The sequence below is a fragment of the Paenibacillus sp. FSL R10-2736 genome, assembly GCF_038000245.1.
GTDB lineage: Bacteria > Bacillota > Bacilli > Paenibacillales > Paenibacillaceae > Paenibacillus_AQ > Paenibacillus_AQ phytohabitans.
This window is the reverse complement of sequence record NZ_JBBOBN010000001.1, coordinates 3,201,014-3,224,020: the sequence shown is the minus strand read 5'-3', so window position 1 is coordinate 3,224,020 and position 23,007 is coordinate 3,201,014. Positions and strand designations below refer to the sequence as shown.

Below are 23,007 nucleotides of genomic sequence, written 5' to 3'. Positions count from 1 at the left end.
CCATAATTCGACGAAAAGGAAGACGTTTCCTGTTATGATAACGTCAATCCTACCAAAGAATTATCAAATCGAAACTACGATATATCACAATTCTTCTCTTTGCAGTTGAATATCTATCTCAATCAGCTTCTTCAGATCGTCCACCGTCTTAATTTCAATCCGACCTTCCTGAAAGTCCTTGACCCACTTTGCTATCCCAGCCTTAACGATCTTCCGGTATTGCGCCTTACTTTCGAGGATACCGGCCATGATTTGAAGCTCATGTTGCAATAAAAGTTCATCTTTTGTTCCCATTGCGTTCCCCTCGGCTTCCGTGTATATTTGGAAACGAGACAGCGGATGTCTGGAAATGCCACGCGTGGCGCGCCGCTGTCTCAGCCGGGGGATACCCTGGGTGATCGGGAGGACGTTCGCGCGTCCTCCTTTTATTTTGTATTAAGCCATTGCATGTGAATCTGTTCGGAGATCCGCTGCATCATCAGCGGCGGAACACTCATACCGCATACATAAGAAACATCAGCATCCATGAAATCATAATCGCTCGGGAACGTCTGGATCCGGATAGAATCCATATCGCTGATCCGGCTTGGTTCATCTGATCGAAGGAACCAGGAGGAGCTGGCCAAGGTATTCGATACCTTCTGATCTTTGAGAATGATTGTGTTGTAGTCGCTGGCCTTCCCCTTTTCTCGCTCGGTTACATCCCCCATGCTGAGATCAGCTGGCCGCTTCCGTTGCCATCGACGGAATGTCTCTTTTGCCGGGTTGAGCGGCTTCCCATCTCCGCTCCGCACATCCCGGTATAACACCGGTGGCTCATTGAAGTTCAAACGAAGCGACGGGAGATTCAGATCTTCCCTTGCCGCAGCAAAGAAAAGGCGCTCCCGCTTTTGAGGAACGCCCATCGTAGCTGAATTAAGAAGAAAGAGCTGCGGCTTGTAACCAAGCTCTCGGAAGCGGGACAAGACTAGGCTGACAAAGCCGCGGGCTTTACCAACCATCATGCCGCGAACATTCTCAGCAATAACAACCTTAGGCCGAAGCTTATCAGCCACATCCAAGAAATCAAAGAACAGATCATCCAGCCGCTGGACGGCTTGTCCCTCACGGAAAGCATGCTCTCCTCCCCATTTATCTTCCCTGTCACCCGACATAGAGAATACGCTACATGGCGGCGATCCGTCCAGGATGTCCAGGTCAAATAGCTCCGATGGCAGCTGTGCATCTGGCAACTCCTTAAAGTCCTGAATAGGCATAAGAAATGGATAACGCGGATTATGGTTCTGACGGTAGATCCGCATCATCTGCGGATCAATCTCCACATTGCCCAGCACCGTATATCCTGCGAGCTTATAACCCATCGTGGAGCCACCGCCGCAGCTGAAGCAGGAGAACACGGTCCGCCCATGCTTCGGCACGCTGGCAAGGTCTGATAGCCTCCAGTTCCATGCAGGCTGACTCATGAGGCACCTTCCTGGTCAAAGACAAATCCACAGCGCGGGCATTTACAGTCAAAGCGGGATTCATCGAATTCACTCACATCCAGCTCCCGGTTTTGGAAGTCCCCCAGCTGATCTGCAGCTGGCTCTGTGAAATCGGAGATTAACCTGTCGGCTTCTCCTATATCAAAACCGGACAGCGCCAGATCCGCACCGCCCTCCTGCAGCTCACTAAGCAGCTGTGCCAGCGCTTCATCATCCCAGTGACCTGATACCTTATTCAGCGCCAGATTCAGCAGACGCTCCCGCTCCGGGTCTAGGTTAACTACCGATACGGCCAGCTCCGTGCAGCTCTGCTCATTGACCAACACCTTGTACCGTTGATGGCCGCCGACCATGTTGCCGGTCTGCTCATTCCAAACAATCGGATCGACATAGCCATATTCGTTCAGGCTGCGTCGAAGCTTCTCATACTCCGGATCCCCTGGCTGCAAGTCGACGCGGGGGTTATAGGCAGCGGGATTAAGCTGCTCGATCGGTATGATTCTGATTTCCACTTATACCTCTCCTTAACAATATGTTCAAAGCACCTCAACCAAAGCCACCCATGCAGCGATAGTTAATTTGACTACACTGGAAGGGAGACAAGATTGATGCTTACAGTAATTCTCAGCACTACAATTCCGGCTATCTGTAAAGTGATAGTAGCGTATTACACGTATAAAGCAGTAGAAGCAAAACTCAGACTTCTGAAGTAAGTCAAAGAGGGCAAACCTTGGTGGTTTGCCCTCTTTTTGAGTTGAGTCGATTTTTGCTTTACGACCGGATGGATTTTACCCATAAGTCTCCATCCATATTTTTATTACTGATGTTAATACTAAGTTCAAATATCAAAAGGAGTTGAAATCATGGCAGGTTTTGGTATACCAAAAATATCTATTCCTAACATCCCTGTCCCTAACATCCCTGTTCCCGACTTCAAAGTTCCTAACATCCCTGTCCCTAACATCCCTGTTCCCGACTTCAAAGTTCCTAACATCCCTGTCCCTAACATCCCTGTTCCCGACTTCAAAGTTCCTAACATCCCTGTCCCTAACATCCCTGTTCCCGACTTCAAAGTTCCTAACATCCCTGTCCCTAACATCCCTGTTCCCGACTTCAAAGTTCCTAATTCCCCGTCCCTAACATCCCTGTTCCCGACTTCAAAGTTCCTAACATCCCTGTCCCTAACATCCCTGTTCCCGACTTCAAAGTTCCTGAGTTACCCACGACAGGGTATGAAACTAATAAGTTTGATTTAAAATCCCAAGTCGAAAGTGGACCTCCTCCATGGAATGTCGCTTGGGCTGATGACATTACAGAACAGGATGCAATGATAGGGATTGTTTCTGTAGGTGTTTCCATTTTTGCCGAGAACCCTGCTCCTTTTTATCTCTGGATTGAAAACTTAATTAACCGTACAGTTTCTTCGTTATTAAAAAGCGGTGAAAATTTCCCTAATGCTATAATAAATCAAGCTAAAGAACTTGCTGCAAATGGGATAAGACAGGCTATATCCGGAAATAATCCCATTGAAGTATTTCAGAACTATGACACTGTTGATTTTAAAGCAGGTGCCATAAAATATTCAGGCAGGAATCTACTACTTGGTCAGACAGTTTCACCAACGTTCGGATTAAAACCATATGTCGCATTTCGTTGGAGAGCAAGTGGCATTCCCGTTTATTATTATTAATATTATTCACTTATTCGGGGGAATTTTATCGAATCAATTGGATATTTCTTCATATTATTTATTTGACATTTAATTCTTAAACAAAACTGCGAAGAACCTTCCCACCTGCCCCAGATACACTGTTTACACTTCTTTGGTTGCTGGGGCGGGCCAATATAATGGATTCGTTTTTTATTCATTGCTACTTTAACTCCTTTTTTACATAATAAAAAGCCGCCCAATAATGAGCGACTTCAGAATATGTATACAGTTACGCCGTGCATTGAGCAGGGCCAGATCAGTGGCGTCCGCTCCGCATCCGCAGCAAATGCGCTGCGCTCTTTGCTTAAAATCTTTACGGACTTTGTAACAAAGGAGGACAAGACCATTTTACAAAAGTACAGGATTAAGAGTCAAAAACAGAATAACCATCAATCGACTATCATTCCCCCGAACTCTTCCACGTTCTTGTTCATTCTTGTTATTTTGATATTGCAAATAAAAAGGTTTATTCTGGTAGTATACCAAAACGATAGGAGAATGAGCTTGGAAGTATTGAAAAGAAATCTTGGAACAATTGTCGCTATAACCTTCGTAGCTGTCTTTGCAATTGGTATTTGGAAAGGCCTCTTTTATGCATTTGAAACACTCCCTGAAAGAGTGGCATTCTTTGGAGCCAGATTCGGTAAGTAACAGAAAAGGCGAGAGGAGGTACGCCCCAGTTAAGCGCCGCAAGTGCGGCCGTGCGTGTCACTCTCGCCTGATTATCACAATACAAATATAACATGCCCAAACCCTAATGGACGGCCACTATGCGGTCAATAATCGGTCAAAAAACGGTCATTCTAATAACAATTCAGATCTTTAAACGGTACTTCTTTTTCTAAAGGCATTGCTCTCTCAAACATCACTCGATAATACAATTTTAAATTATCTTCCTCAATTAGCTGCCATGAAACCCTATCAATCGAATAATTTATATCCACTGGAAATTCATATCCTATGAGTTCTAACTCTTCGCCTGGATAAATGGGATCCTTTACATCTATAAAGTATTCAATATATTCTTTACCATCCAGTTCGACAAATCTTCTAAGTGTTAAGCCGTTTTGATAGTTAATATGTATCTTTTTTGGCCAAAGAACCACTAGTCTAAATTGATTTAACACAGGAGGTGTTAAGAGCTTCATTGTAATTTTCAGACTGTTTGTATGAACATCCGCTGTGCTTTGATCCGCATGATAATTATAAGTCACTCTAATAAAGAGATATGATTCATCCTCTTGATCTAAGGCTGGGTTCTGAATATCGCCTTTAACAACTTGGGCAATTTCTTTAGCAACTGTTAGAATCCCTCTGTTTGTATTAGTTCCTAATTTATCTGAGAGAATAAGCGAAAACTCAGCCACTTCCCTTGGTGTAACATTGTGCCAAACAGGAAGGATTACCTTCTCTCTTTTAAAGAGTACCTCTTTTTGAATTAACCCGTTTAGTTCTGCTACAGTCCATTGCTTAGCAAAAAATGCAGGACTCAATACAACAATCCCATACTTTGAATGTTTTAAACCTTCATCGATCTTTTTTCTCAAACTATCTCCAAGCTGTAAAGACCATTTATCATACCATACAGATAAACCGAGTTTAATTAACTCCGTCGCGAGAGGTTCTACCACTTCTGTTTTATCTTCACTGGCATGACTAATAAATACGTCATATATTTCTTGAGTCGCCTCAGCTCCAGGTTCATCTTTTTCTTCTTTACTTAATCCCTCTATCCTTTGAAGCCCGTCAGGTCTAATGTAGATTTCTCCTTTTTCTATATCCCTAACCCCGATATAGTTATTATCAAGAAAAATAGAAATGCAAAACAACAGATATTTCTTCTCAATTTCCAGTAGACTTGCTAATCCATCTAGATTAAGCACGTAAGTCTGGTATTTAACTGGATCTTCTTTTCTGACATTATATAAAATTTGCAGAAGCGCTCTTTCAACTTCCCCCTTATCCTTTTCGTTTTTTTTCTCTTCAAACTCTTTGGAATTTAATAATTTTTCATACATTTTTTCCTTATCAAAATAGAGAAAAAGCCTAGATTCCGCCCGTGAAAAAGCTAAATTCCTAATATAATCAAGTGACTTTTGACGATCCCCCAAAAAATGAGTTCCAATAACAGATCCAGATAAACCAACTTTTTCAGCAAATAAATATTCGTTGGCCGAGTTGTAACAAAAAACAATATAATCTAAACGATCTGAAACTCTAGGCTCAGCTCTACCGTTTAAATTAAAACTCAGAATTTCTTTCTCATCCAAAGCTAAATCCCCCTAAACTGTTTTCTAAATGCTATGTTTATTCTCTATTTAACATCCAAAATCCTCCATGCAAAAAAAGAACTAGCGCTAGCCAGTTCTAATTATATGCTAATTCATTTGAATCTTTTAACACTTCTATGCTCAAAGCACACGCCAAAATATAAATCGCCCTTGACTTCACCCGCCGATACTTTCGCTCACTCATGCCAAGTTCCCCACACAGTATCGAATCATACTCATCCTCATGCTCCAGGTACCGAAGCTGAATAATTTCCCGCTCAGCCTTCTTAAGCCGCCCCATTGCCAATTCCAGCAGCTTAGACTGTCGCTCCAGTTCCACTTCCCGGTCCGTATTCCATACCGCTATATTCTCCGTCGTCCGGCTTATCATATTGGTAGATCCATGATACCGCGGCTCTGGACTGGCCGTGAGCGCCGCCTGACGCCGCACGAAGCCAATCTGTCGGTACACACGAACTGTTTCTAGATATTCCTCCACCCGGCGACGGGTCTCTGTTTCGTCGATCGGGAGGATGTCAAAAGCCAGTTGGATTGCTAATTTGTCGCTTTTCCCCATGATAATCCCCTCACTCGTGGTATAATTCGAATGAAGGTAAGAGATTGGACCCCCGCCCCGGCCAAGGATATGGGGGTTTTTGTCATAAAATGTACAATTCAATCTACTTTATTTACTTAACTTATTTATTCATTTTGTTATAATTCTCATAAATGATTATGGGAGCTGACATATGCCTAAAGAAAATAGTTGGTCAAAGCCTAATATTCCTAACTTATTAGGTAGAAAGCAAATAGACTGGAGTATGTTTCAATGGGGGAGTACCATTCCCATTGATTATCATGATAGCTTCAAGGGTTTTGGTGAATCTGATCCTGATCAGAAGTTAAATAGAGAGAGAATAAAACTTGTTTATCAAGGTGAAGAGTATTTAGCTCATATACAAAAATCATCAATTAAAACCCGTAGTAATGATACATATCAAATTAGATTCGATTCAAATCATACTTTAATAAATCTGATTAAGAGTAACTTTAGCACTAGCCTAAACTACATAAATGCTGAGCGTGAGCGTCAAAAAAAACTTGGAAAAGAAAAACCATTTGCAATTGTTCCAGAAGATCGTGCCGAATATATCGACTTTATTACCACCTCAGAACCATTTGTCCTCGAGATGATCTTCTATCCTTTTTTTGATATAGAGGATGATGATGTTTATTTCCAAAATAATATGTTAAGCACAACCGTAGAAAAAGACATTCCGATAATCGATGTTCCAAAAGAAAAAACTCCAATAACAGGAACAACACGCAAGGATGCACCGTATAAAAGAAATGCTGTTACAGCAAAAAAATCAATCGTCCAATCAGGATACAAATGCGAATATAACCCAGAACATAAGGATTTCATTTCTGATAAAACAAATGAAAATTATGTTGAGGCACATCACATAATCCCTATGGGCTTTCATGAGCTGTTTCTGTATAGTATTGACGTAGAAGCAAATATCGTCCCACTTTGCTGTTCTTGCCATCGGAGAATTCATCATGCTATATTTCCAGAGAAAGTACATATTCTTAATATACTGTTTGAGAATAGATCAAAACGACTTCGGAATTGTGGCATTGAATTAACACTGGAACAGCTTCATACTTTCTATGGAATCAGTAGTAAAAATCAATACTAACCTCCAAAACTATCAACTGTAAAAAAACGTTGATAGTTTTTTTACCTATTCAAAATCACCATATATTAATTGTATATCGAAACATTTGGCCTTCAACTCAAGGGTTATTTAAGATTCCTCTGCTTAAAGTTGAACCCTATACGCTCCAGCTTACCTCGTACCCCCAATGCGCTTCTTCCAACCTTTAGAGCAATCGTTTCATAACTATAGCCTTCTTGTGCCATTCGCAGCAGTATCTGTACGTCCTCTGCGGTGTATTTAATATGATTCTCAAGCCTAACCGGGCGCACCTTAACTCCGAGATCATGGAGCCGCCGCTTCACAGCAGCCTCGGAACGATCAAACAACTTGGCAACTTCGGGATAGGTCATTCCTTTAGTTCCAAGCACCTGAACCAGTCGCTGATCTTCCTCGGGTGTCCAGTTTACCGCCTGATATGTCTTTTGGGACCGCATCAGGTCTGCTCTGCGTTTCACTTTCGCCCAAGCCGGCTCAGCGCCAAGTAGGTTCGGGTCCATCTTAGCCAGGTTAATCAGTTCCTTATGCTGCTCTGCCCACTTCCAGAAATCATCGTAGCCTACTACTAATACTCGAGCGCTACTGGCGAATATCTTCCGCCTTGCCGGGAAGCCATACTGTGGAATCCAGTACCGAATGATCTGGTTATATGATTTATCAAGTGCAAGGGATAATTGATTCACTGTGATCCCATCAAAATTCATACGACAATCTTTTAGTCCCAGCTTACCAGCCTTCAGCTTAATAGCCTCAATACTGCGGTCAAGCCTAAGAGCAATTGATTTTAAACTTACAACTCCCCAGCGATCTTGCAAATATTCAACTTCCTCAGTTGTCCAGTTTCTTGCTCTACCCACAGCCTACACCCCCACAGACTTAAGCTCAGCACCCTCAGTCTCATCCATCGTAATTGTTTCCATACCGTCCCAGGTCTCCCGGATCTCATCGGCCTTAGCTGTTACTGCAGCAACCTGCTTCGGCTGAAGGACAATCCCCATTGCCTCCTCGTAGTGCTGCTGGGCTTTTGCGTAGGCCCGGGAGTGGATCATGTTCATCCAGGCCCAAAACTTCTCATTGGAGAATGACTTCACTTTTTGAAACGCCCTCCGGCGTTGTCTTTCGTTCATGAGATTCCTTCCTTTCATACTGACTTGAAATCCTCAGCTACTGCCGGACCCGGTATGCATCGTAATGCTGTTAGCTTGTAGGGTCTCAGGTATCATTTCCGAGCTTGACTCCATTTGTGCGTTGAACGAATACATGTATTACGTAAATTTGGTGAGACTAATTAACAATTAAATAAAAGGAGTGAGTTTTTGTGCCAAAGGTAGATGTAGACATAGGTGTCCCAGGTATTCGTGAAATTTATGTTGAATTTGAAGGTGATGATGAGGAAGTTAAAGCTTCCCTTTTCGTCCTTGGGCATAAAATTGGTGATAGAAGAATTGGAATTGATCCAGCAAGACAGGATGGATATAGCTACTACAGTGAAGAAGAGAACGCGCCAGGCAATGTACAATTAAAATTAGAAGTATGGGTTCATTGGGCAACACGAGTATTGACTCTTGTTGTCTTATATAAGAGTCCATTGGGCAAAGGAAAAAAAGAAAACAGAACTACTTGGTGATCCAACTAAACCGCTTCTTTAAGAATAACTCACCCATAATTTTCTTCTCCGGCGCCACTCCGCGGCAGCTTCCTGCCGCAGAACCTGGTGCGCGCCGGTGTCCCATATGACCATCCTTAATTGCTGAGGAGTTGCGGCGCGCCAGTTCATTTTAGTCCCAGGTCGGAAGGTCCTTGACCCGGACCCGCTGTCCATCAAGCGAAAGTTCTGGCTTCACGACAATGTAGTAATCCTCCCCGTTATGCTCAACCCGTGAGCTCACCCACCTGGTATCTTCGCCAGGCTCCGTCAGCAGGTACTCTATATATCCACTGCTGGAAAAGTAAGTGCCGTCCTGCAGGCCGTACCGCCCATCTGAGCGCTTGTACAGAACCCCCTCTTTCAAAACCGGAGCCACCATAAACCGAATCAGACGCCGAGCATCGTTCAGCTTGTCTTCAATCTGATAGAACATCCCCCGGAGATACAAGTCATCCGGCTGAGTCCGGTCATAATGAGCCGGCCAGTCTTCCTCAGCCTCTTTGATCATGTTCGTAACCCACTTAATCTGCGGCAGCAGCTTCTCCAGCTCTAGCTGTATTTGAGCTTTCATATCATTCCACCTGTAAGAGAAGAAGCAGCTTACGCTGCTCCCCCGCCACCCTTCATCATTTTTCTTTCAACCCGCTTCTTGTAGGCGCCCCACTTGGCCGACAGCACAGATGGGCTCACTTCCTTCTCCTGGGCGATCTCCTTCCAGGTCTTCTTCTGCTCCAATCGCTCCTGCAGCAGCTCCGGGAACAGAATTGGCGTGCCGTCAATCTCAATGTCGTCATAAACCGGACGGTTGGTCAGGATGAATGATTCTAGCGCTTCCTTGCTTACTTCTTCCGGAGTATCAGTTCCTTCAGTGTCTTGCTCCGCGCCCTGGTTCTCTTCGCCGGTATTCTCTCCAGGAGCAGCTTCGCCTCCTTCGCCTTCAGTGCCGCTGCCGTCTCCCTCTCCGTTCAGCCATTCTGGTTCCAGACTCTCGTCCTGATCTCCATCCACATGATCAGGATCGTTCCCCGCCTCTTCCTGCTGCTCTTCTGACTCCTCTTCTGTATGAACAGCATCACTGGTTCCTTCTGCCTCAGAACCCTCACCAGAGGCGCCACCTTCGCCCTCTTGGCCAAACAGAAGGACCTGATTGGGATCATTCCCCTCCCGCTGCTCAATGTCCACTACAACGCCAGAAGCATCGGTGGTCACACGGCGACCGGTTACTTCCCGGTAGATCTCCCCATAGTCTTCACCGAAATCAAACGCCGCCTGTGGATCTCCCATGAAGACATTGATCTTCTCCCCCTGATTGCTGCTTAGGAACAGGAAGTTTTCCTGCATGACTCTCAGAGGCAACAACAGCTTAATCTCAACCTCCGTGTCTCCGACCTTAATCCCCTTCGCTACCGTTGCACTGAATTTCGCATAATCCTTAATCATTCCGATCCCATCCCCTCTGGATTTATTGGAGTTGCTTAATTTTGACTTCAATCCGTGGCCTTGCACTGTACCGCTTCTTCACAAACGCGTCCACCACCTGGCTGTCGTCCTTCCAAATGATCCCCTTCAGCGCATCTTTGACGCCCTTCAGGTAATTGTCCGCGTCCGGTTTGGTTGTTGGCAGGATCTCGCCTCGTTCTGCGGCCGCAGCCTTTTTCTTGCTAAAACTCTTCGGAGTCGAACGGTAGGCTATCACTGCGACTCCCAAAGCGCCCTCCAAGAGGGCGGCCGGTGCAAACTCTCTCGCTGCTAAACGAACATAGTCTTTATAGTCCCGGGACTTGGCCGGATCATATGCTCGAGTGAAGCCACCTGCGGTACTAAACTTGGGTCTACCTTGGGCGACGGGCTCGCCGTACACGGTGAACTGAATCATCAGGCTTTGCTCCCCTCTGTCTTGGCGGCATCATCGATGTATCCAGTACAAATACCGTCCCTGCCAGCTTTCCGCCGTCGTCCCATACGGTGAAATAATTCCGCCGCTGGAAGAACGGATCAATCGGCTTGCGTGTGCTCTTTGCCATCCGGTACCGCCCCCCGTTTCCGCTTGCCGATTGCAAGCTCAAATTCTGCAATGCCCTCGTCGATCTCCCCGGACTCCAGCTCCGCGAACTCTTCCAGGAGATCTATGCGTTCCGCTGCTACGCCTGTTGCGATATAATGCCGGCGTAGCCAGTTATACACGTGCCAGTAATTGCGCCCGCTCATCAGGCACCCTTACGGATTGTCCGAGTCTTCGTCTTGCCGACACTGACCCTTGCGATCAGCACCAGCTCCGCAGGCGTCTCCCGCTCAACCAGCCAATTATCCGGATTAAGCCGACTGGCCCGGATCGTTTCCTTCTGCCGGCGCGTCGGCCGTTTTCCCTGTTTCATCTGCTCCGTCCCCCTTATTCAGCTGCTTCCACTCTTCAGGCCATACGTACTGGCCGTCGATCATCTGTACGACGATAGAATCACCACCATCTGTCACCCGCACCTCGCGAAACATCCCGGTTCTACCATGCAGTTGCGTATAGCGGTAAATCTCCTCCGGAGTATTCAGCGTCACCGGAGGTGTATGCCAGCCTCCCGGCTCCGGGAAGCAGTAACCGTAAAATTGCTCCTCCATGTTGACCTCCTTCATGCCCATTTGCGCTTGTTCATGTCCTTCACATTCCCCGCAGGTGGCGGTGATGGGTCCGCATGAGCATGCTCGTAGTTGGCGAATTTATTAAATTGCTTCAGGAAGACCAGTTCGGCTGTGCCGAGTGGGCCATTCCGCTGCTTGGCGATAATGATCTCGATGATGTTCTTCTTTTCGCTTTCCTTGTCGTAGTAATCATCCCGGTAAAGAAAAGCAACAATGTCCGCATCCTGCTCAATGGAACCAGACTCCCGTAAATCACTGAGCATCGGCCGTTTGTCCTGGCGCTGCTCTACGCCGCGGCTGAGCTGAGACAAAGCAATAACCGGCACGTCCAGCTCCCGCGCAATCTGCTTCAAGGTACGGGAGATTTCGGATACTTCCTGCTGCCGGTTCTCATTCCGTATTCCCGCCCCCGAGATCAGCTGCAGGTAGTCGATCACGATGAGCCCAAGTCCTTCTTGCTTCTTCAGGCGGCGGCATTTATTCCGGATCTCGAAGACTGTCAGTGTGGGTGAATCGTCGATCAGGATATTACTCTCTCCCAGCCGCCCGATCGCGTCCGCACCTTTCGTCCAGTCGTCCTCGACAAAATCAGCTGTCCGCATGTGATTGGCATCCAGGTTTGCCTCAGCACAGATCATACGCTGCACCAGTTGTGGAGCCGACATCTCCAGACTGAAGATGGCCACTGTCTCATTTGATTTCACCGCTACATTTTGCGCAACGTTCAAGGCAAAAGCCGTCTTCCCTACAGAAGGCCGCGCTGCGACAATGATCAGGTCACTCCGCTGAAATCCGGAGGTTAACCGATCCAGATCAGCAAAGCCCGAAGAAAGACCGGTTACCCCACTCTCCGTCTTCGTCATCGCCCGGTGCTCCATGTCCTCATAGACCTCGATAGCCACGTCTCGGACACGCTTGAATTCCCGCTTCGGCGCCGCCTGATCTGATAGCTTTGCAGCTGCTACCTGCATTGCTGTAACCACCTGAGCAGCATCGCCGCTCTCCGTGATCATACGGAGTTGCTCCCTCGCCGAACGGGTCGCTTCCCGCAGCGTGAACTTCTCCTTCAGAGTGCCGATGTAATAGTCAATATTGGCTGCTGTAGGTACGCTATGTGCCATCTTAGACAAGTAGCTCACTCCACCCGCTGCTTCAAGCTGCCCATTGGCCTCTAGGGTGGTGGTCAGAGTGACTAAATCAATCGGAGAGCCATCCTCTCCGAGTTGTATCAAGGCCTCGAACACATACCGGTGTTGCGGATTGTAGAAGAACTCCGCCGTTAATTCCATGACTGAATCTATTGCCTCGCCGGTCGCATCGATAAGCACCGCCCCTAAGACAGAAGCTTCCGCCTCAGGGCTGTGCGGCATCTCAGCGCCGAATGCCGAGTCTTGCATATAATCGCTCCTTCAAGCCCACAGGCGGTGGGACAGCAGCTGTACGGGACTGGTCCATCACAGCAAATAGCTCTGCCGTCTGTTGGCGCATTCGCTCCCGTTCCAGTTGTTCCCCGAGTCGGCCACGGATGTTTGCAATCTTGGGTTCTGTTGTTTCCGTCAGAATATAGCGATCAATATTCTCCTGGGCTGCTTCTGCTGGGAAATCCTTAAGATATTTATAATCTGCCTTCACCTTTTCGACAGACGCATCAAAAAATGGGTAATGCTTCTTGATTTCACGATAAAGCTGAGCAATCTCAACCACTTCCACGCTTCTTCTCCTCCTCGATGAACTGTTCAAGCTCGTCGATTTCTAGTTGTCGTTGGCTTTTCCGACGCTCTCTTGAGGCTCCCAGGGCGACTGTTCCCTGCTGAGAAGATGCAGGGGGAGTTAGGTACCGCTCAAGAAATGAGGACAATTCATCCCAGCAGCCATAAATCACGGTTTTGCAATACGAGAACGTCCGGATCTTATCCGAAGGTCTCCTCCGTTTGGCTTTCTTCCGGGCAATTGCCAGATCGATGAAAAAGTATACGAGATCCAGCGGCATGGCCTCGTTCGCAATCTCACGAACATGTTCCCAATCGGTAGTAACGGGACTAAGTAATCCGTTACGCTGCATGTAGTACTGCTCGATTTGAAGGACACGCCGTTCGACTGTCGGTTTATCAAAGTCTATTTTGCCTGTGGAGACGGCACCCACAGCGGTAGTAAGAACCCCGGACCTTGAACTCAACTCTTTTTGATCATCTTCTTCCAAGCCATCAATCCATCTATCAATCAAAATCTTTATAATATCTTTATTAGATCGGAAGTTTTCTTCCGGGTGATCGGAAGTTTTCTTCCTATCTCCATCCTCCAGAGTGGAAGTTTTCTTCCTATCTCTATCGTCAGAGTGGAAACTTACTTCCGGTCTATTTTGATACTTTTTGGAGTTTTTCACGCTGAAAATGAGTCCATATGGAGCACGAGTCACACGTATGTAACCATGCTCCTCTAATTTTTTAATCCATTCTCGGATAGTTCTTCCGGTCACTCCGAAAGTATCCTCCAGCTCACTGCTGCGGATCGGCTTGTTCCCGAGGACAATACCCCAGACAGTTCCCTCTCTTTCCTTCTCCGATGTCGTGGAGCTGATACACCACAGGAAAAGCCATATCGCGCTGCCTATTTGTTTGTAATGTTGTGGCTGCAAAAGCCCTGAGTATGTCGGAAACGGGTAACTGCCATCGGGCATTCAATCATCCCCCAAAACTTCTATCAATCTCGCTTAATTTTTATAAAGGTACCTTCCATGCCAACGGCCACCATACCCGCCTGAATCCCATCTGTCAGTGTATCGATGGCCTGACTCATGGCCGGGCCAATTCCGGCCGAGTGACCGACTGCAATCGCTATACAAGAACCGAGCGTAAACGCTGCAGCGTCCAACATCTGAGCAACGTGCTCTTCTCCCTTTTCAGAAGCCTGTTCTAATTTATTCATGAAGTAATCCAACAACTCATCAGCTTCCTTCTTGGCCTGTTCCTTTGTTAAAGTGCTCATATTGCACGCTCCCTCATCGTTTTGTCCTTCCACGCCTTGTCCCCCAAGCATTGCCTGGGAGGTACTTCATAGTGCCGGCGGCCCTGCACGAAGGTGACAAACAGGTCTGTCTCCCGCTCATAGTACAGGCCGTTCAGGAGTGGCTTTTGGGCCGCGGCGGACGGTTTCGGCTTGGAATCAAGCAGAGCAAACAAATCAATCTGCTGCGGCTTGCTCATTGTACTGGCCCCCGTTCGTCCTGAATGTAAATGTAGGGATAAGCTGCTCGGATAACCCGGAACCCTGGATGCGCAATGGCATAATACTCTCTGACAGCTGTTTTAAAGGCTTCTTCATCCACCGGCCGCAAGGCCCACAGGCGCTCACTGATCATGCTCATCCAGATCCGCTCTCCCATCGGGCCGTTCATCGGTCCGCCACCTGCACTGCAGCACCAGTCAGTTCCTGAATTTCACGCTTGAACATCGCTGCGTCGCTGTTACCATCAGACAAATGGAGCAGCCAGATTTCATCTACTTGGCGGGTATCATTGGCTTTCAGAAATTCTTTAACATGCTCTAGGCTGAAATGAGAGCGGAGCAGCCGCTTTTTCTGCGCTGGATGAAGCTCACCCGCCAGTACCCGGCGATTTACGATATCTATGGAATAATTGCACTCAATCATAATGTGGGTGAGTCCTTGAAACTTGTACCGGCAGTAATAGCTATCCGTCAGGAAGAGAAGCTTATCGCCGTCCTGATTGGCCAGCAGCCAGCCCAGCGGCTCTGCTGCGTCGTGCTCTACGCCGAACCCCATGATTGTCCAAGAGCCTAGTGTGAACGGCTCCAGCACCACCACGGCGCGCAGGCGGTGCCCGGACAAGCCAAGTGCATCCGCCGTCCCGCGGCTGGTATACACTGGGATACCGGCGCGCATGATGTCCGCCGCCGCCCGGCTGTGATCGCCGTGCTCGTGTGTAATCAGGCACCCGGCAATCTCCGTCATTCGGAACTGCAAGGCCCGCTGAATCGACTTATAAGGAAAACCGGCTTCCAGCAGGAGCGCGGTGTGGCCGTCCGATATTCGGTAGGCATTACCGGCGCTGCTGGAGCCGAGACATTGGATATTAATCATTAGAAATCCAGATCTTGTTGCATTGGCGGAACATCTGCAGCAAAGCCATAAGGATCATCAACAGGTTGCTTTGTGCGTGGTGCCGGCTGTTGTTTCGATGACGGCGGGGCAGCATCCGGTTTGATATCAATCACTTCTCTGTTCGCGTGCTCCGCAATCTCTGCTTTGACCTCTTCAGGCGTCACATCGATACGCTCGTCATACTCGTTTTCTGTTGAGCGATTAATGGCATCGACGAGCAGGTCACTGTCGTCACTGGTGTTGATGTAAGCCTTGGCCGCACGGTTGATGACAGTCCGCTTTGCCATTTCTTGCGGGAATTTTTTATGGACGGATTGACTTGTTTTACTCTGACTCCACGATGCGTCAACCTCCTTTTTCGTCATGACGGTAAGGATTTCGTCATCATCAACGGCCTTCACGACCGCATACACACCTAGAATTTCATTGTCACGATTCTCAAACTTGGTTTCATGTTTGACCAATTTTTCACGTCCGCCATCAACTTCATATTCGAATACATCACCTTTATAAATCACGTTTGCCCAAATATCCTTAACGTTGGACAAGCGCTTAAGAACAGCTTGTGTACCGAAATAGGAGCGATTAAGCTGAAGCTTGCTACCGTACACAATGAAATAGCATTGTGTCTTGGCCGGGCTTAAACCTTGCACAACCATATCCAGCAGGGCATTTGCGACAGATTCCCGCGAGCACACCTCCAGCGCAGGCTTACCGTTCTTATCCTGTACCTCCTGGAGTTTGAAGAATGCGCTTTTCAGCGCATTGCTCGCATTATAATTCAGAGGCAAGATCAACCCGTCATCCTGCAGCCGTGTAAGACTCCGATTAACATCATCGGTGATGTCCTTTTGAATAATCGCCACTTGATTACCTGTACTCATTCCTCATCCTCCTCATATTAATCGCAGTAAGAACGGAAGCAGTGCGGGCATCCGGTAACGAGCTCACGCCCTGCTTTTTCAACAGAAATCCCCGCGGACTCACGTCCATCGGATTTCCCCTTCCATACGTGATGGCCGGGTGCATAAATGTTCTGATTACAAGACCAGCAGCGACCATCTTTTGGAGCAAAGTGAGGATCTTGATGTTCCTCACAAAAATGCTTCTGTGCCTCAATGCTCTCCTGAACGTTGTACAATTAAATCGCCTCCTGTATCTGTTGATCCGTTTCTACACGCAATGTACTATTTCTCTTAATCCAATTTCGTTCGGCATTCTCATGACTTCCGTGAATTGAAACTAAATGTGCTTGCACATCATCGGGCAGCTTTTCAAAAGATGGCGGAACAATCAATTGAATCATTTGCCCCTCTGTTTTGACCAGTTTTGTTACTCCCTCTGCATTATCAATAAAAATAGGAGCTGAGAAGCCGTAATGCTCACCCAGCGTATTGATGATGTCCAGACCGACATTTATCCGAGCGGCATTGTTCAGGCCGCCTTCGTACGGAACACCCTTGTAAAGCGTGTCGCAGACCTCCTTCAGCCCACCATTCACCTGTTCTTCAAAGAGCCGGAACCGCGCCAGCTTAAACTTGCTGTTTATTTTGGCATCCAGCAGATTGACCTTGGTGCGGGTGAACTCTTCGCACAAGAACAGTTCGTGCTGCAGCCGCTCATATTCACCGGCCAGACTTCTCTCCTGCTGCTCCAACTCGGCGACACGTTGCTGTCCGCGCTGAACGCCGTCAAACTTAGCCAGGTCACGTTCCATATCCTCGACTTCCAGCCGCAGCCTGCCGATCTCTTCCCGGACGCCCGCAGCCGCCGATTGACTAGACTGCCGCAAAGTTACGATTTCCTGCTGAAGCCGGGTTGCTTCGGCAATCTTGCCGGCATACTCCGGATCTGCTGCTGGGTCCTTGACGCCCGCCCGCAGCTCAGCCAATTCAGATTCTGCTCCGCTGATCTCTGCCTGCAAGGTGGCCAAAGTGTTATTGAGCTCGTCAATATCGATCTGGAGCCTTTTGACTTCTTGCTCAAATTTCTCAGCTTCTGCGACAGCAGCCTTCCCATCCGCGTTAATGCGCGCCTTCCGGTCTGCCAAGTGGAGATTAAAATCAGCCTCCGCCTTTTCATGTGCCGCTTTGATCTGCTCCTCCGGAAGATTCTGGCCGCAAGTCGGGCAGCTCGCATCATGATGATGTTCGAATACCTCTTCTTTCAAAGCGGTAAAATCTGCTCGGAGCCGCTCTGCTTCCTTATGGCGACCAGCAGCCAAGCGCTCGTTCTGCTTGATTCGCTGCTGCATATCTTCGATGCTACGGCGATGCTGATCGAGCTTCGAATGCTTCAGATTGACTGCATTCCGCTTCTCGGCCACCTTATTCAGCACCGATGATTGCAGCCGAGATTTAATATCAATCTGCTCTGCCTCGACTTCGCGCAGACGCTTCTCCTTCACAGAAACCTCACCACCGGAGAGAATGCGAGATACCTCTGCCTCCCGGGACTCAATTCGGCTACGCAAGAGCGCTATATCTTCCTTCAAAAGCTCTTCGTCCAGTTCTGCCACATCCGGCATCTGCCGCTGAACCTCGCTGATGCGGACCGGCAGCTCCTTAATCTCCTTGTTAATAGCTGCACTTCGAGCGGTGATGACTTTCTTATGAGCCTCCATTTCACGACCAGCCAGGATTGTAGGGAGCCCGGCCAGTTCCTTATTACTGTGAAGAACTTCTTCATCTGTCAGATCACCAGATACCTCCAGCAGCACCTTGCGTCGATCCTCTTTCTTGAGGACCTCGTTAAAGTAAGATGGGCTGGTCAGCAGTCTGAACAATTCCTCGTTGATGATGGAGTCAACCTCACCCTGGAATTCCCGCATGCTGAGTGGGACACCGTCAACATAATAGGTGGTGGTGTGGCCCTCGAAACTCTCAACCGGTGCACCGCGCTTCTTCGTCCATTTCTCCGCGTATACCCGACGGAATATCCGCCGGCTGCCATCCACCAGGAGAGAACCTTCAATTTCATGCTCCAGCTTGTGCTGCAGGACCTTGCCTACCGAGTTCAGCTCTTTGATCTCGAATTTCTGTTCTGTGCGATTCTCGCTATCCTTACCAAACAGGAGCCACAGAAAACCATCGAATATCGTGGTCTTACCTGTGGCATTGTCTCCATAAATGTCAACGTCTCGGCCATCTGCCAGGACATTGAATTCCTTGATTCCCTTAAAATTGCGGAGCGTCAAACGCTCTAGATCGATTCGCTTCAAGCGATCTCCTCCTTCTCGGCCGGCTGTACCGACTGAGGATATTTGATATTGTCGATATGCGTATTGACCATATAAGCCAACTCCGCAATAATTTCATCTGGCAAATGGAGCTGGACAGAATATCCTTCAGTCCGCAAGCTAATTACTGCAGGGCAAGAAGGATTTTTCGGAACAATTTCAATTTCAACGGGTTTCCCGTTTGGATCAAACGATGTGGCCATGCTCATGAATAACCACTCCCTCTTGTGTAGTTCGCCCCCACCTGCTAAAATGGGGGCAAGTTAATTTGATTTTCAAAGAACTGAGATAGCCCATTGCCCTGGGCTATTTTTTATTTCTGCAATAAGGGAACTGGAACATCGTGTTCAACGATACTCTGCCAGTCGATGATGACCGGCGCATTCTCCACGCTTGCGATCAGTTCACCATTTTCATCTTCAACATGAAATTCAGAATGAACATGATCCTCGTAATTCGCGCCAACCTGCCGGATCTCAATAACTTCCCGGCCATCCATTTCCGTGCCGACCTCAAAAATCCGTGTCGGGTTACTAATAACCGTCAATTTCCGAATAATTTGCATAAGCCTCCTCCTTTCTATGTACTTTTCAAGGTGGGCGAGGGAGTAACTGCACCAATAAAGACGGCCTCTTCGGCTCCCTTGACCTATGTGATCCGCCACCACCTTGGATGCGTCAGCCGCATCTCCAAACGCCAACCGGAGGAAAGGTTATTTCTAAGGGGCGACGCTTGGAGACAGGGGCCGAAGCCCATGTCTGTCCTGCTTATATCCCAGCCGCTGCAGCCATTTGCTGAATAATAGCGCGGCTGTACAGTTTCCCTTCGAACGGGACCAAATCTTCCTGACTGCCAGTGATCGCACATCCCGGTGCATATTTGCGGAGGATGATTTTCTCGTCATCCACGAAGATCTCCACAGGGTCTTTAATTTCCAGATTCATCGTTCTGCGCAGTTCAATCGGAATAACGATCCGTCCAAGCTCGTCGATTTTGCGTACAATTCCAGTAGATTTCATATTATTTATCCTCCGTAGGGTTTATTTTTTGAAAGTGATCAATGAAAGCCTTTTGAATCTCAAACGGTAGATTGTCAGTGACTTCCTTCCAGGAGTCAAAAGCAGCCTTGGTCATATCCCGCCTTCTCTCTAGTTCCAGCACCTCAAAGCGAGTGGATGTTGAAGAGTACAGTGTTTCGCGGAACCGCCTTTCTGCGGAAGCTTGCTCATCCCCTATTTGTTTAAAGCGTTCAGCCAGAGCTTGACCGAAACTTCTTACCTGCTGATCGGTCACGCTGCCCCCTCCTTGCGCTTTTCGCGCTTCGGGGTTAAAATGGACATCAAGAGATTCTCTAACCGAGATTTCAACCTAAGTGACTGCCCTGACCGGCGGTCATTTTTCATTTCCATTTCTGCAAATCGGATCATATTATTAAGATGTGCTTCTGCATCCTCGATTTTCCCTGGCAGCATGATCTCCGGATTCTTCCGGATCATCTGCAGGTTATGAGCTGCATGCTGACCCGCTTCTCTTGCCTCAGCAATCAACTGTTCTCTTTCCAAGGCCTACCCCTCATTTCATGTATTTCTTAGCTTTTAATTCCGCTCGATGTTCTTTCCAGGTACCGAGCCAACTGAAGGAATACTCTTTACATAACACTGCAGCCAGATGAGTCAGTGCCGTGATTGCCTCAACCGTTTCCATAAGCAATTGCTTAATTTGATAACGTTCCGATTCTGTGATCTGCTCATTAGTCTTGCTGATTGGAGCACGTCCAGAGGCTTCCAATACTTCCTTCATCTCCTCTAGCGTCTTCAATAGAACACTCGCCCTATGAAGATCAACATTGTCCAACCAAGGAGCGGAAGCGCCACCGGTGACTTCTGCCGCCGCAGCAAGGAAAAGTTGGCTATCATCATAATGCTCAACTGCCGCTCTCATGACCGGTTCGGAAGCTTTACGGGTTCCTTTAACGATCTTTCCGATCTGCGAGCCATCAACATGGGCGGCTCGTCCAGCATTTGCTAAAGTGTCTCCCTTGCGCCGCATGACATCCTTGAGCGCTTCAGGAAAATGTCCAATTGCCAATCTGGTTTCACCTCATTTGTCCAATTTAGTGGGATGCTATCGGACAGAGGCCTGATGTATGATGTTGTTAAGCAATTCCCCTTGCCGAATCCCCCACCCGCCGTTGCCGGTACAGCTCGGCGGGTTTCCTCTATCCTGCAGCATGTCGGCGTTTGCTTTTGAAATTGTCGCCGGCATTTTTGCGCACCCAATCCGTATGTTCATCAATCCACTGTAGCAACAATCCCGTTGGTATTCGCGGATTGCCAAACTCACGATTAACCGGAAAATCCGGACGTTTGAACAATGCTGTTGCGGTAGGGCTGCTAATGTCTAAGAGATTCATAAACTGTGTTCTCGTAAGCACAGGAGGTAGTGCGTTCGGAACCTGTACGGCGTACTTTTCAATTGCTTTTGAGACAACTTTATCGAGCAGGAGTTCCAGATCGTCGCTGTCCATTACGACCACAGCCATTTAGATCACTTCCTAATTTGAATTTGATGAGCACGTACCGGGAATAACCTTGACCGTGCTCTCGGTAATCGAGGACTCAGTCTTCGCTTATTAGTCGAGTAGCTTCGTCTGCTTTACGTGTTTCCTTAATTTCGTTGATGTCCTGAGCTTCCAGTTAGATCACCTCCTTCTCAGCATCCCCATTAGTACACTGAACTTGTACTTTCAATTCAGAGAAAAGAACATTGATATCTTCTTCAAGAATTTCAGATACCTTGAACGCATCCGAAAGTGACGGGTTAGAATAACCATTCTCCCAGTTACTCACACTTGCCTTCGAATAACCAAGTAATTCTGCAAGTCCTTCCTGAGTAAAACCCTTCTTCTTTCGAGCCTGTGTCAAGGATTCATTTTTCATGTCGTTCACCTCACGTGTACACCAATCTTGTACTTGATGATCTGATTATAAAGTACAAGATTGGTGTATGTCAACGCAATAATACAAGTATCATGTACTTTATTTATTTTAATTCAACCCCAATGTACAATATACTTGTACTTTCATTTTCTAGGAGGGCTTATATTGTTCCGAGGAGATCGACTTACCAAATGGAGGAAGATAAGAAAACTAACTCAAGAGGAACTTGCCTTAAAAATTAAAATGACAAAATCAGCAATAAGCAACTATGAAAATGGACATAGCTCGCCATCGGATGAGACTCTTGTTGCATTAGCCGATTGTCTTGATGTTGACACCGATTATTTATTAGGAAGAAGAGATACACCGAAATTTGAAACCAACATTTCTTTTTTTGGTGGTCCTGATAATTATACTTCGGACGAAATTGATGAGATGGAAGCAGCCCTTCTGCGCTATCGCGAGATGAAGAAGCGCGCAGCTGAGCAGGTAGACAAACAGAATAACTGAGCAACTCCCTCATCCGATGAGGAATTAAAATGGAGTATCTATAACAATGGGTTATATTTTTTTGCTAATAGGAATTATCGGTGTACCGTATGCATTGTTTTCTTTACGAATCAAAAAAAACGAAGCTAAAAAGAATTTCATTCTTGCTTTATTATGCACAGCGGTATTATTCATAGGAATTTATGAAGTGTCTTCACCTAATCAAAATAATGATAGTGCGGTTGAAGAATCAACCTCCAAGGTTAGCAATAATGTTCAGAAACTAACGGAGTTTAGTGAAGCTGATAAAAAGACAGCATTAGAAATTGACTCGACCATTTCGGAACAAGTCAAATATTTGGAACCAACGGAGTTAGAAGCCAATGAGCTCATAAATAACTATGCAGATGGAAAAATTGATGGATATACTGCCTATGAAGGAGTTAGAGAAGCTAAAGATCAATATTCAGCTGCCTCAATATCTGTAAATAGGATTTCAATTCCCGAAAGTTTATCAGATGAATTGAAAAGTGATCTTGAAAAGATAAAATCTGGGGTAGCAACTAACTATTACACACGATCAAAAGCAATGGAGCATTTCATGAATTACATTGATAACCAGAAAATTAGCGATCTTGATAAAATGAAACAACAATTAGAACTTTCTAGCGGTCTTGTCAGGGAAATAAATTTGAACACTGGCTTGTTTTATTCAAAAGTCGGTATTCCAGAAAATCCACAACAATAAAGCCAGTAA

General features: G+C 46.9%; 39 protein-coding genes. 7 read left to right on the top strand and 32 right to left on the bottom strand.

Annotated elements, in window-relative coordinates:
- Positions 1–84: 84 nt before the first annotated feature.
- The 3 genes from NSQ73_RS14060 to NSQ73_RS14050 all read right to left on the bottom strand — a co-directional run bounded on the left by NSQ73_RS14060 (position 85) and on the right by NSQ73_RS14050 (position 1,996).
- Positions 85–294, bottom strand: a complete 210-nt coding sequence (locus tag NSQ73_RS14060) for a hypothetical protein (protein ID WP_340986889.1) — start codon at positions 292–294, stop codon at positions 85–87.
- A 131-nt stretch (positions 295–425) separates the two neighbouring features.
- Positions 426–1,463, bottom strand: a complete 1,038-nt coding sequence (locus tag NSQ73_RS14055) for a DNA cytosine methyltransferase (protein WP_340986888.1) — start codon at positions 1,461–1,463, stop codon at positions 426–428.
- A complete protein-coding gene (locus NSQ73_RS14050; RefSeq protein ID WP_340986887.1) occupies positions 1,460–1,996 on the bottom strand; it encodes a ParB N-terminal domain-containing protein in 537 nt (178 codons plus the stop codon). Before NSQ73_RS14050 ends, NSQ73_RS14055 begins: the two co-directional genes overlap by 4 nt.
- A 351-nt stretch (positions 1,997–2,347) precedes the next feature.
- Between NSQ73_RS14050 and NSQ73_RS14045 the strand changes: the two genes are divergently transcribed.
- From NSQ73_RS14045 to NSQ73_RS14035, 3 genes are all read left to right on the top strand, one after another.
- Positions 2,348–2,740, top strand: a complete 393-nt coding sequence (locus NSQ73_RS14045; protein WP_340986886.1) for a hypothetical protein — start codon at positions 2,348–2,350, stop codon at positions 2,738–2,740.
- A 71-nt stretch (positions 2,741–2,811) separates the two neighbouring features.
- Complete coding sequence (locus NSQ73_RS14040; RefSeq protein ID WP_340986885.1) at positions 2,812–3,174, top strand: hypothetical protein; 363 nt, start codon at positions 2,812–2,814, stop codon at positions 3,172–3,174.
- A gap of 525 nt (positions 3,175–3,699) precedes the next feature.
- Positions 3,700–3,846, top strand: coding sequence for a hypothetical protein (locus tag NSQ73_RS14035; protein ID WP_340986884.1), 147 nt, complete (start codon positions 3,700–3,702; stop codon positions 3,844–3,846).
- A 152-nt stretch (positions 3,847–3,998) separates the two neighbouring features.
- Here the strand turns inward: NSQ73_RS14035 and NSQ73_RS14030 are convergent, their stop codons facing one another.
- Together NSQ73_RS14030 and NSQ73_RS14025 are read right to left on the bottom strand one after the other, a co-directional pair.
- The gene (locus tag NSQ73_RS14030; RefSeq protein ID WP_340986883.1) at positions 3,999–5,465 is read right to left on the bottom strand and encodes a toll/interleukin-1 receptor domain-containing protein; all 1,467 of its coding nucleotides are present in this window, start codon (positions 5,463–5,465) and stop codon (positions 3,999–4,001) included.
- A 97-nt stretch (positions 5,466–5,562) separates the two neighbouring features.
- Positions 5,563–6,042: an ArpU family phage packaging/lysis transcriptional regulator gene (locus NSQ73_RS14025; RefSeq protein ID WP_340986882.1), complete on the bottom strand. Its 480-nt coding sequence runs from the start codon at positions 6,040–6,042 to the stop codon at positions 5,563–5,565.
- 172 nt (positions 6,043–6,214) lie between these two features.
- Here NSQ73_RS14025 and NSQ73_RS14020 point away from each other — a divergent pair, with 172 nt between their 5' ends.
- The gene (locus tag NSQ73_RS14020; protein WP_340986881.1) at positions 6,215–7,168 is read left to right on the top strand and encodes an HNH endonuclease; all 954 of its coding nucleotides are present in this window, start codon (positions 6,215–6,217) and stop codon (positions 7,166–7,168) included.
- Between the two features lie 104 nt (positions 7,169–7,272).
- Here NSQ73_RS14020 and NSQ73_RS14015 read toward each other — a convergent pair whose 3' ends face one another.
- Together NSQ73_RS14015 and NSQ73_RS14010 are read right to left on the bottom strand one after the other, a co-directional pair.
- Positions 7,273–8,043, bottom strand: coding sequence for a hypothetical protein (locus tag NSQ73_RS14015; protein WP_340986880.1), 771 nt, complete (start codon positions 8,041–8,043; stop codon positions 7,273–7,275).
- 3 nt (positions 8,044–8,046) lie between these two features.
- Positions 8,047–8,313 carry a hypothetical protein gene (locus NSQ73_RS14010; protein WP_340986879.1) on the bottom strand — a complete coding sequence of 89 codons (267 nt, stop codon included), beginning with the start codon at positions 8,311–8,313 and terminating at the stop codon, positions 8,047–8,049.
- A 191-nt stretch (positions 8,314–8,504) separates the two neighbouring features.
- Here NSQ73_RS14010 and NSQ73_RS14005 point away from each other — a divergent pair, with 191 nt between their 5' ends.
- Entirely contained in the window at positions 8,505–8,813 is a 309-nt protein-coding gene (locus NSQ73_RS14005; protein WP_340986878.1) for a hypothetical protein, read from the top strand.
- 151 nt (positions 8,814–8,964) lie between these two features.
- Here the strand turns inward: NSQ73_RS14005 and NSQ73_RS14000 are convergent, their stop codons facing one another.
- The 25 genes from NSQ73_RS14000 to NSQ73_RS13880 all read right to left on the bottom strand — a co-directional run bounded on the left by NSQ73_RS14000 (position 8,965) and on the right by NSQ73_RS13880 (position 21,761).
- Positions 8,965–9,405: a DUF5348 domain-containing protein gene (locus NSQ73_RS14000; RefSeq protein ID WP_340986877.1), complete on the bottom strand. Its 441-nt coding sequence runs from the start codon at positions 9,403–9,405 to the stop codon at positions 8,965–8,967.
- Positions 9,406–9,434: 29 nt separating this feature from the next.
- On the bottom strand, positions 9,435–10,274 hold the full coding sequence (locus NSQ73_RS13995; RefSeq protein WP_340986876.1) for a hypothetical protein: 840 nt from the start codon (positions 10,272–10,274) through the stop codon (positions 9,435–9,437).
- A gap of 22 nt (positions 10,275–10,296) precedes the next feature.
- The gene (locus tag NSQ73_RS13990; RefSeq protein ID WP_340986875.1) at positions 10,297–10,710 is read right to left on the bottom strand and encodes a RusA family crossover junction endodeoxyribonuclease; all 414 of its coding nucleotides are present in this window, start codon (positions 10,708–10,710) and stop codon (positions 10,297–10,299) included.
- Positions 10,667–10,858, bottom strand: a complete 192-nt coding sequence (locus NSQ73_RS13985; protein WP_340986874.1) for a hypothetical protein — start codon at positions 10,856–10,858, stop codon at positions 10,667–10,669. The genes NSQ73_RS13990 and NSQ73_RS13985 overlap by 44 nt, the downstream gene beginning before the upstream one ends.
- Entirely contained in the window at positions 10,830–11,042 is a 213-nt protein-coding gene (locus NSQ73_RS13980; protein WP_340986873.1) for a hypothetical protein, read from the bottom strand. The genes NSQ73_RS13985 and NSQ73_RS13980 overlap by 29 nt, the downstream gene beginning before the upstream one ends.
- The gene (locus tag NSQ73_RS13975) at positions 11,042–11,209 is read right to left on the bottom strand and encodes a DUF6906 family protein (protein ID WP_340986872.1); all 168 of its coding nucleotides are present in this window, start codon (positions 11,207–11,209) and stop codon (positions 11,042–11,044) included. The genes NSQ73_RS13980 and NSQ73_RS13975 overlap by 1 nt, the downstream gene beginning before the upstream one ends.
- Positions 11,148–11,444 (bottom strand): hypothetical protein, encoded by a 297-nt coding sequence (locus NSQ73_RS13970; RefSeq protein ID WP_340986871.1) that lies wholly within the window; start codon positions 11,442–11,444, stop codon positions 11,148–11,150. Before NSQ73_RS13970 ends, NSQ73_RS13975 begins: the two co-directional genes overlap by 62 nt.
- An 11-nt stretch (positions 11,445–11,455) precedes the next feature.
- A complete protein-coding gene (dnaB, locus tag NSQ73_RS13965) occupies positions 11,456–12,862 on the bottom strand; it encodes a replicative DNA helicase (RefSeq protein ID WP_340986870.1) in 1,407 nt (468 codons plus the stop codon).
- Positions 12,837–13,175: a hypothetical protein gene (locus NSQ73_RS13960; RefSeq protein WP_340986869.1), complete on the bottom strand. Its 339-nt coding sequence runs from the start codon at positions 13,173–13,175 to the stop codon at positions 12,837–12,839. The genes dnaB and NSQ73_RS13960 overlap by 26 nt, the downstream gene beginning before the upstream one ends.
- Positions 13,162–14,142 (bottom strand): hypothetical protein, encoded by a 981-nt coding sequence (locus NSQ73_RS13955; protein WP_340986868.1) that lies wholly within the window; start codon positions 14,140–14,142, stop codon positions 13,162–13,164. The genes NSQ73_RS13960 and NSQ73_RS13955 overlap by 14 nt, the downstream gene beginning before the upstream one ends.
- A 23-nt stretch (positions 14,143–14,165) precedes the next feature.
- Entirely contained in the window at positions 14,166–14,450 is a 285-nt protein-coding gene (locus tag NSQ73_RS13950; RefSeq protein ID WP_340986867.1) for a hypothetical protein, read from the bottom strand.
- On the bottom strand, positions 14,447–14,668 hold the full coding sequence (locus tag NSQ73_RS13945; RefSeq protein WP_340986866.1) for a hypothetical protein: 222 nt from the start codon (positions 14,666–14,668) through the stop codon (positions 14,447–14,449). The genes NSQ73_RS13950 and NSQ73_RS13945 overlap by 4 nt, the downstream gene beginning before the upstream one ends.
- Positions 14,665–14,859 (bottom strand): hypothetical protein, encoded by a 195-nt coding sequence (locus tag NSQ73_RS13940; RefSeq protein ID WP_340986864.1) that lies wholly within the window; start codon positions 14,857–14,859, stop codon positions 14,665–14,667. Before NSQ73_RS13940 ends, NSQ73_RS13945 begins: the two co-directional genes overlap by 4 nt.
- A complete protein-coding gene (locus NSQ73_RS13935) occupies positions 14,856–15,563 on the bottom strand; it encodes an MBL fold metallo-hydrolase (protein ID WP_340986863.1) in 708 nt (235 codons plus the stop codon). Before NSQ73_RS13935 ends, NSQ73_RS13940 begins: the two co-directional genes overlap by 4 nt.
- A complete protein-coding gene (locus NSQ73_RS13930; RefSeq protein ID WP_340986862.1) occupies positions 15,563–16,468 on the bottom strand; it encodes a recombinase RecT in 906 nt (301 codons plus the stop codon). The genes NSQ73_RS13935 and NSQ73_RS13930 overlap by 1 nt, the downstream gene beginning before the upstream one ends.
- Before the next feature lie 17 nt (positions 16,469–16,485).
- Positions 16,486–16,725 carry a hypothetical protein gene (locus NSQ73_RS13925; protein ID WP_340986861.1) on the bottom strand — a complete coding sequence of 80 codons (240 nt, stop codon included), beginning with the start codon at positions 16,723–16,725 and terminating at the stop codon, positions 16,486–16,488.
- Positions 16,726–18,804: a hypothetical protein gene (locus NSQ73_RS13920; RefSeq protein WP_340986860.1), complete on the bottom strand. Its 2,079-nt coding sequence runs from the start codon at positions 18,802–18,804 to the stop codon at positions 16,726–16,728.
- A complete protein-coding gene (locus NSQ73_RS13915; protein ID WP_340986859.1) occupies positions 18,801–19,031 on the bottom strand; it encodes a hypothetical protein in 231 nt (76 codons plus the stop codon). Before NSQ73_RS13915 ends, NSQ73_RS13920 begins: the two co-directional genes overlap by 4 nt.
- Positions 19,032–19,135: 104 nt before the next feature.
- Positions 19,136–19,387, bottom strand: a complete 252-nt coding sequence (locus NSQ73_RS13910) for a hypothetical protein (protein ID WP_340986858.1) — start codon at positions 19,385–19,387, stop codon at positions 19,136–19,138.
- Positions 19,388–19,589: 202 nt separating this feature from the next.
- Positions 19,590–19,841, bottom strand: a complete 252-nt coding sequence (locus tag NSQ73_RS13905) for an AbrB/MazE/SpoVT family DNA-binding domain-containing protein (RefSeq protein WP_340986857.1) — start codon at positions 19,839–19,841, stop codon at positions 19,590–19,592.
- Between the two features lies 1 nt (position 19,842).
- A complete protein-coding gene (locus tag NSQ73_RS13900) occupies positions 19,843–20,115 on the bottom strand; it encodes a hypothetical protein (RefSeq protein ID WP_340986856.1) in 273 nt (90 codons plus the stop codon).
- Positions 20,112–20,384 (bottom strand): hypothetical protein, encoded by a 273-nt coding sequence (locus tag NSQ73_RS13895; protein WP_340986855.1) that lies wholly within the window; start codon positions 20,382–20,384, stop codon positions 20,112–20,114. The genes NSQ73_RS13900 and NSQ73_RS13895 overlap by 4 nt, the downstream gene beginning before the upstream one ends.
- Positions 20,385–20,394: 10 nt before the next feature.
- The gene (locus NSQ73_RS13890; protein WP_340986854.1) at positions 20,395–20,910 is read right to left on the bottom strand and encodes an XRE family transcriptional regulator; all 516 of its coding nucleotides are present in this window, start codon (positions 20,908–20,910) and stop codon (positions 20,395–20,397) included.
- A gap of 130 nt (positions 20,911–21,040) precedes the next feature.
- On the bottom strand, positions 21,041–21,364 hold the full coding sequence (locus NSQ73_RS13885) for a DNA-binding protein (RefSeq protein WP_340986853.1): 324 nt from the start codon (positions 21,362–21,364) through the stop codon (positions 21,041–21,043).
- A 154-nt stretch (positions 21,365–21,518) separates the two neighbouring features.
- The gene (locus NSQ73_RS13880; protein WP_340986852.1) at positions 21,519–21,761 is read right to left on the bottom strand and encodes a helix-turn-helix transcriptional regulator; all 243 of its coding nucleotides are present in this window, start codon (positions 21,759–21,761) and stop codon (positions 21,519–21,521) included.
- 165 nt (positions 21,762–21,926) lie between these two features.
- Between NSQ73_RS13880 and NSQ73_RS13875 the strand changes: the two genes are divergently transcribed.
- Positions 21,927–22,271: a helix-turn-helix domain-containing protein gene (locus NSQ73_RS13875; protein ID WP_340986851.1), complete on the top strand. Its 345-nt coding sequence runs from the start codon at positions 21,927–21,929 to the stop codon at positions 22,269–22,271.
- Positions 22,272–22,317: 46 nt separating this feature from the next.
- Complete coding sequence (locus tag NSQ73_RS13870; protein WP_340986850.1) at positions 22,318–22,998, top strand: hypothetical protein; 681 nt, start codon at positions 22,318–22,320, stop codon at positions 22,996–22,998.
- Positions 22,999–23,007 lie beyond the last annotated feature (9 nt).

Excerpts from the sequence above, each read along its gene's own strand:
- NSQ73_RS14060 (WP_340986889.1), bottom strand. The coding sequence starts at position 294 with ATGGGAACAAAAGATGAACTTTTATTGCAACATGAGCTTCAAATCATG.
- NSQ73_RS14055 (WP_340986888.1), bottom strand. The coding sequence starts at position 1,463 with ATGAGTCAGCCTGCATGGAACTGGAGGCTATCAGACCTTGCCAGCGTG.
- NSQ73_RS14045 (WP_340986886.1), top strand. The coding sequence starts at position 2,348 with ATGGCAGGTTTTGGTATACCAAAAATATCTATTCCTAACATCCCTGTC.
- NSQ73_RS14040 (WP_340986885.1), top strand. The coding sequence starts at position 2,812 with ATGATAGGGATTGTTTCTGTAGGTGTTTCCATTTTTGCCGAGAACCCT.
- NSQ73_RS14025 (WP_340986882.1), bottom strand. The coding sequence starts at position 6,042 with ATGGGGAAAAGCGACAAATTAGCAATCCAACTGGCTTTTGACATCCTC.
- NSQ73_RS14020 (WP_340986881.1), top strand. The coding sequence starts at position 6,215 with ATGCCTAAAGAAAATAGTTGGTCAAAGCCTAATATTCCTAACTTATTA.
- NSQ73_RS14010 (WP_340986879.1), bottom strand. The coding sequence starts at position 8,313 with ATGAACGAAAGACAACGCCGGAGGGCGTTTCAAAAAGTGAAGTCATTC.
- NSQ73_RS14000 (WP_340986877.1), bottom strand. The coding sequence starts at position 9,405 with ATGAAAGCTCAAATACAGCTAGAGCTGGAGAAGCTGCTGCCGCAGATT.
- NSQ73_RS13995 (WP_340986876.1), bottom strand. The coding sequence starts at position 10,274 with ATGATTAAGGATTATGCGAAATTCAGTGCAACGGTAGCGAAGGGGATT.
- NSQ73_RS13990 (WP_340986875.1), bottom strand. The coding sequence starts at position 10,710 with ATGATTCAGTTCACCGTGTACGGCGAGCCCGTCGCCCAAGGTAGACCC.
- NSQ73_RS13985 (WP_340986874.1), bottom strand. The coding sequence starts at position 10,858 with ATGGCAAAGAGCACACGCAAGCCGATTGATCCGTTCTTCCAGCGGCGG.
- NSQ73_RS13980 (WP_340986873.1), bottom strand. The coding sequence starts at position 11,042 with ATGAGCGGGCGCAATTACTGGCACGTGTATAACTGGCTACGCCGGCAT.
- NSQ73_RS13975 (WP_340986872.1), bottom strand. The coding sequence starts at position 11,209 with ATGAAACAGGGAAAACGGCCGACGCGCCGGCAGAAGGAAACGATCCGG.
- NSQ73_RS13970 (WP_340986871.1), bottom strand. The coding sequence starts at position 11,444 with ATGGAGGAGCAATTTTACGGTTACTGCTTCCCGGAGCCGGGAGGCTGG.
- dnaB (WP_340986870.1), bottom strand. The coding sequence starts at position 12,862 with ATGCAAGACTCGGCATTCGGCGCTGAGATGCCGCACAGCCCTGAGGCG.
- NSQ73_RS13955 (WP_340986868.1), bottom strand. The coding sequence starts at position 14,142 with ATGCCCGATGGCAGTTACCCGTTTCCGACATACTCAGGGCTTTTGCAG.
- NSQ73_RS13950 (WP_340986867.1), bottom strand. The coding sequence starts at position 14,450 with ATGAGCACTTTAACAAAGGAACAGGCCAAGAAGGAAGCTGATGAGTTG.
- NSQ73_RS13945 (WP_340986866.1), bottom strand. The coding sequence starts at position 14,668 with ATGAGCAAGCCGCAGCAGATTGATTTGTTTGCTCTGCTTGATTCCAAG.
- NSQ73_RS13940 (WP_340986864.1), bottom strand. The coding sequence starts at position 14,859 with ATGAACGGCCCGATGGGAGAGCGGATCTGGATGAGCATGATCAGTGAG.
- NSQ73_RS13935 (WP_340986863.1), bottom strand. The coding sequence starts at position 15,563 with ATGATTAATATCCAATGTCTCGGCTCCAGCAGCGCCGGTAATGCCTAC.
- NSQ73_RS13930 (WP_340986862.1), bottom strand. The coding sequence starts at position 16,468 with ATGAGTACAGGTAATCAAGTGGCGATTATTCAAAAGGACATCACCGAT.
- NSQ73_RS13915 (WP_340986859.1), bottom strand. The coding sequence starts at position 19,031 with ATGAGCATGGCCACATCGTTTGATCCAAACGGGAAACCCGTTGAAATT.
- NSQ73_RS13910 (WP_340986858.1), bottom strand. The coding sequence starts at position 19,387 with ATGCAAATTATTCGGAAATTGACGGTTATTAGTAACCCGACACGGATT.
- NSQ73_RS13905 (WP_340986857.1), bottom strand. The coding sequence starts at position 19,841 with ATGAAATCTACTGGAATTGTACGCAAAATCGACGAGCTTGGACGGATC.
- NSQ73_RS13885 (WP_340986853.1), bottom strand. The coding sequence starts at position 21,364 with ATGGCTGTGGTCGTAATGGACAGCGACGATCTGGAACTCCTGCTCGAT.
- NSQ73_RS13880 (WP_340986852.1), bottom strand. The coding sequence starts at position 21,761 with ATGAAAAATGAATCCTTGACACAGGCTCGAAAGAAGAAGGGTTTTACT.
- NSQ73_RS13870 (WP_340986850.1), top strand. The coding sequence starts at position 22,318 with ATGGGTTATATTTTTTTGCTAATAGGAATTATCGGTGTACCGTATGCA.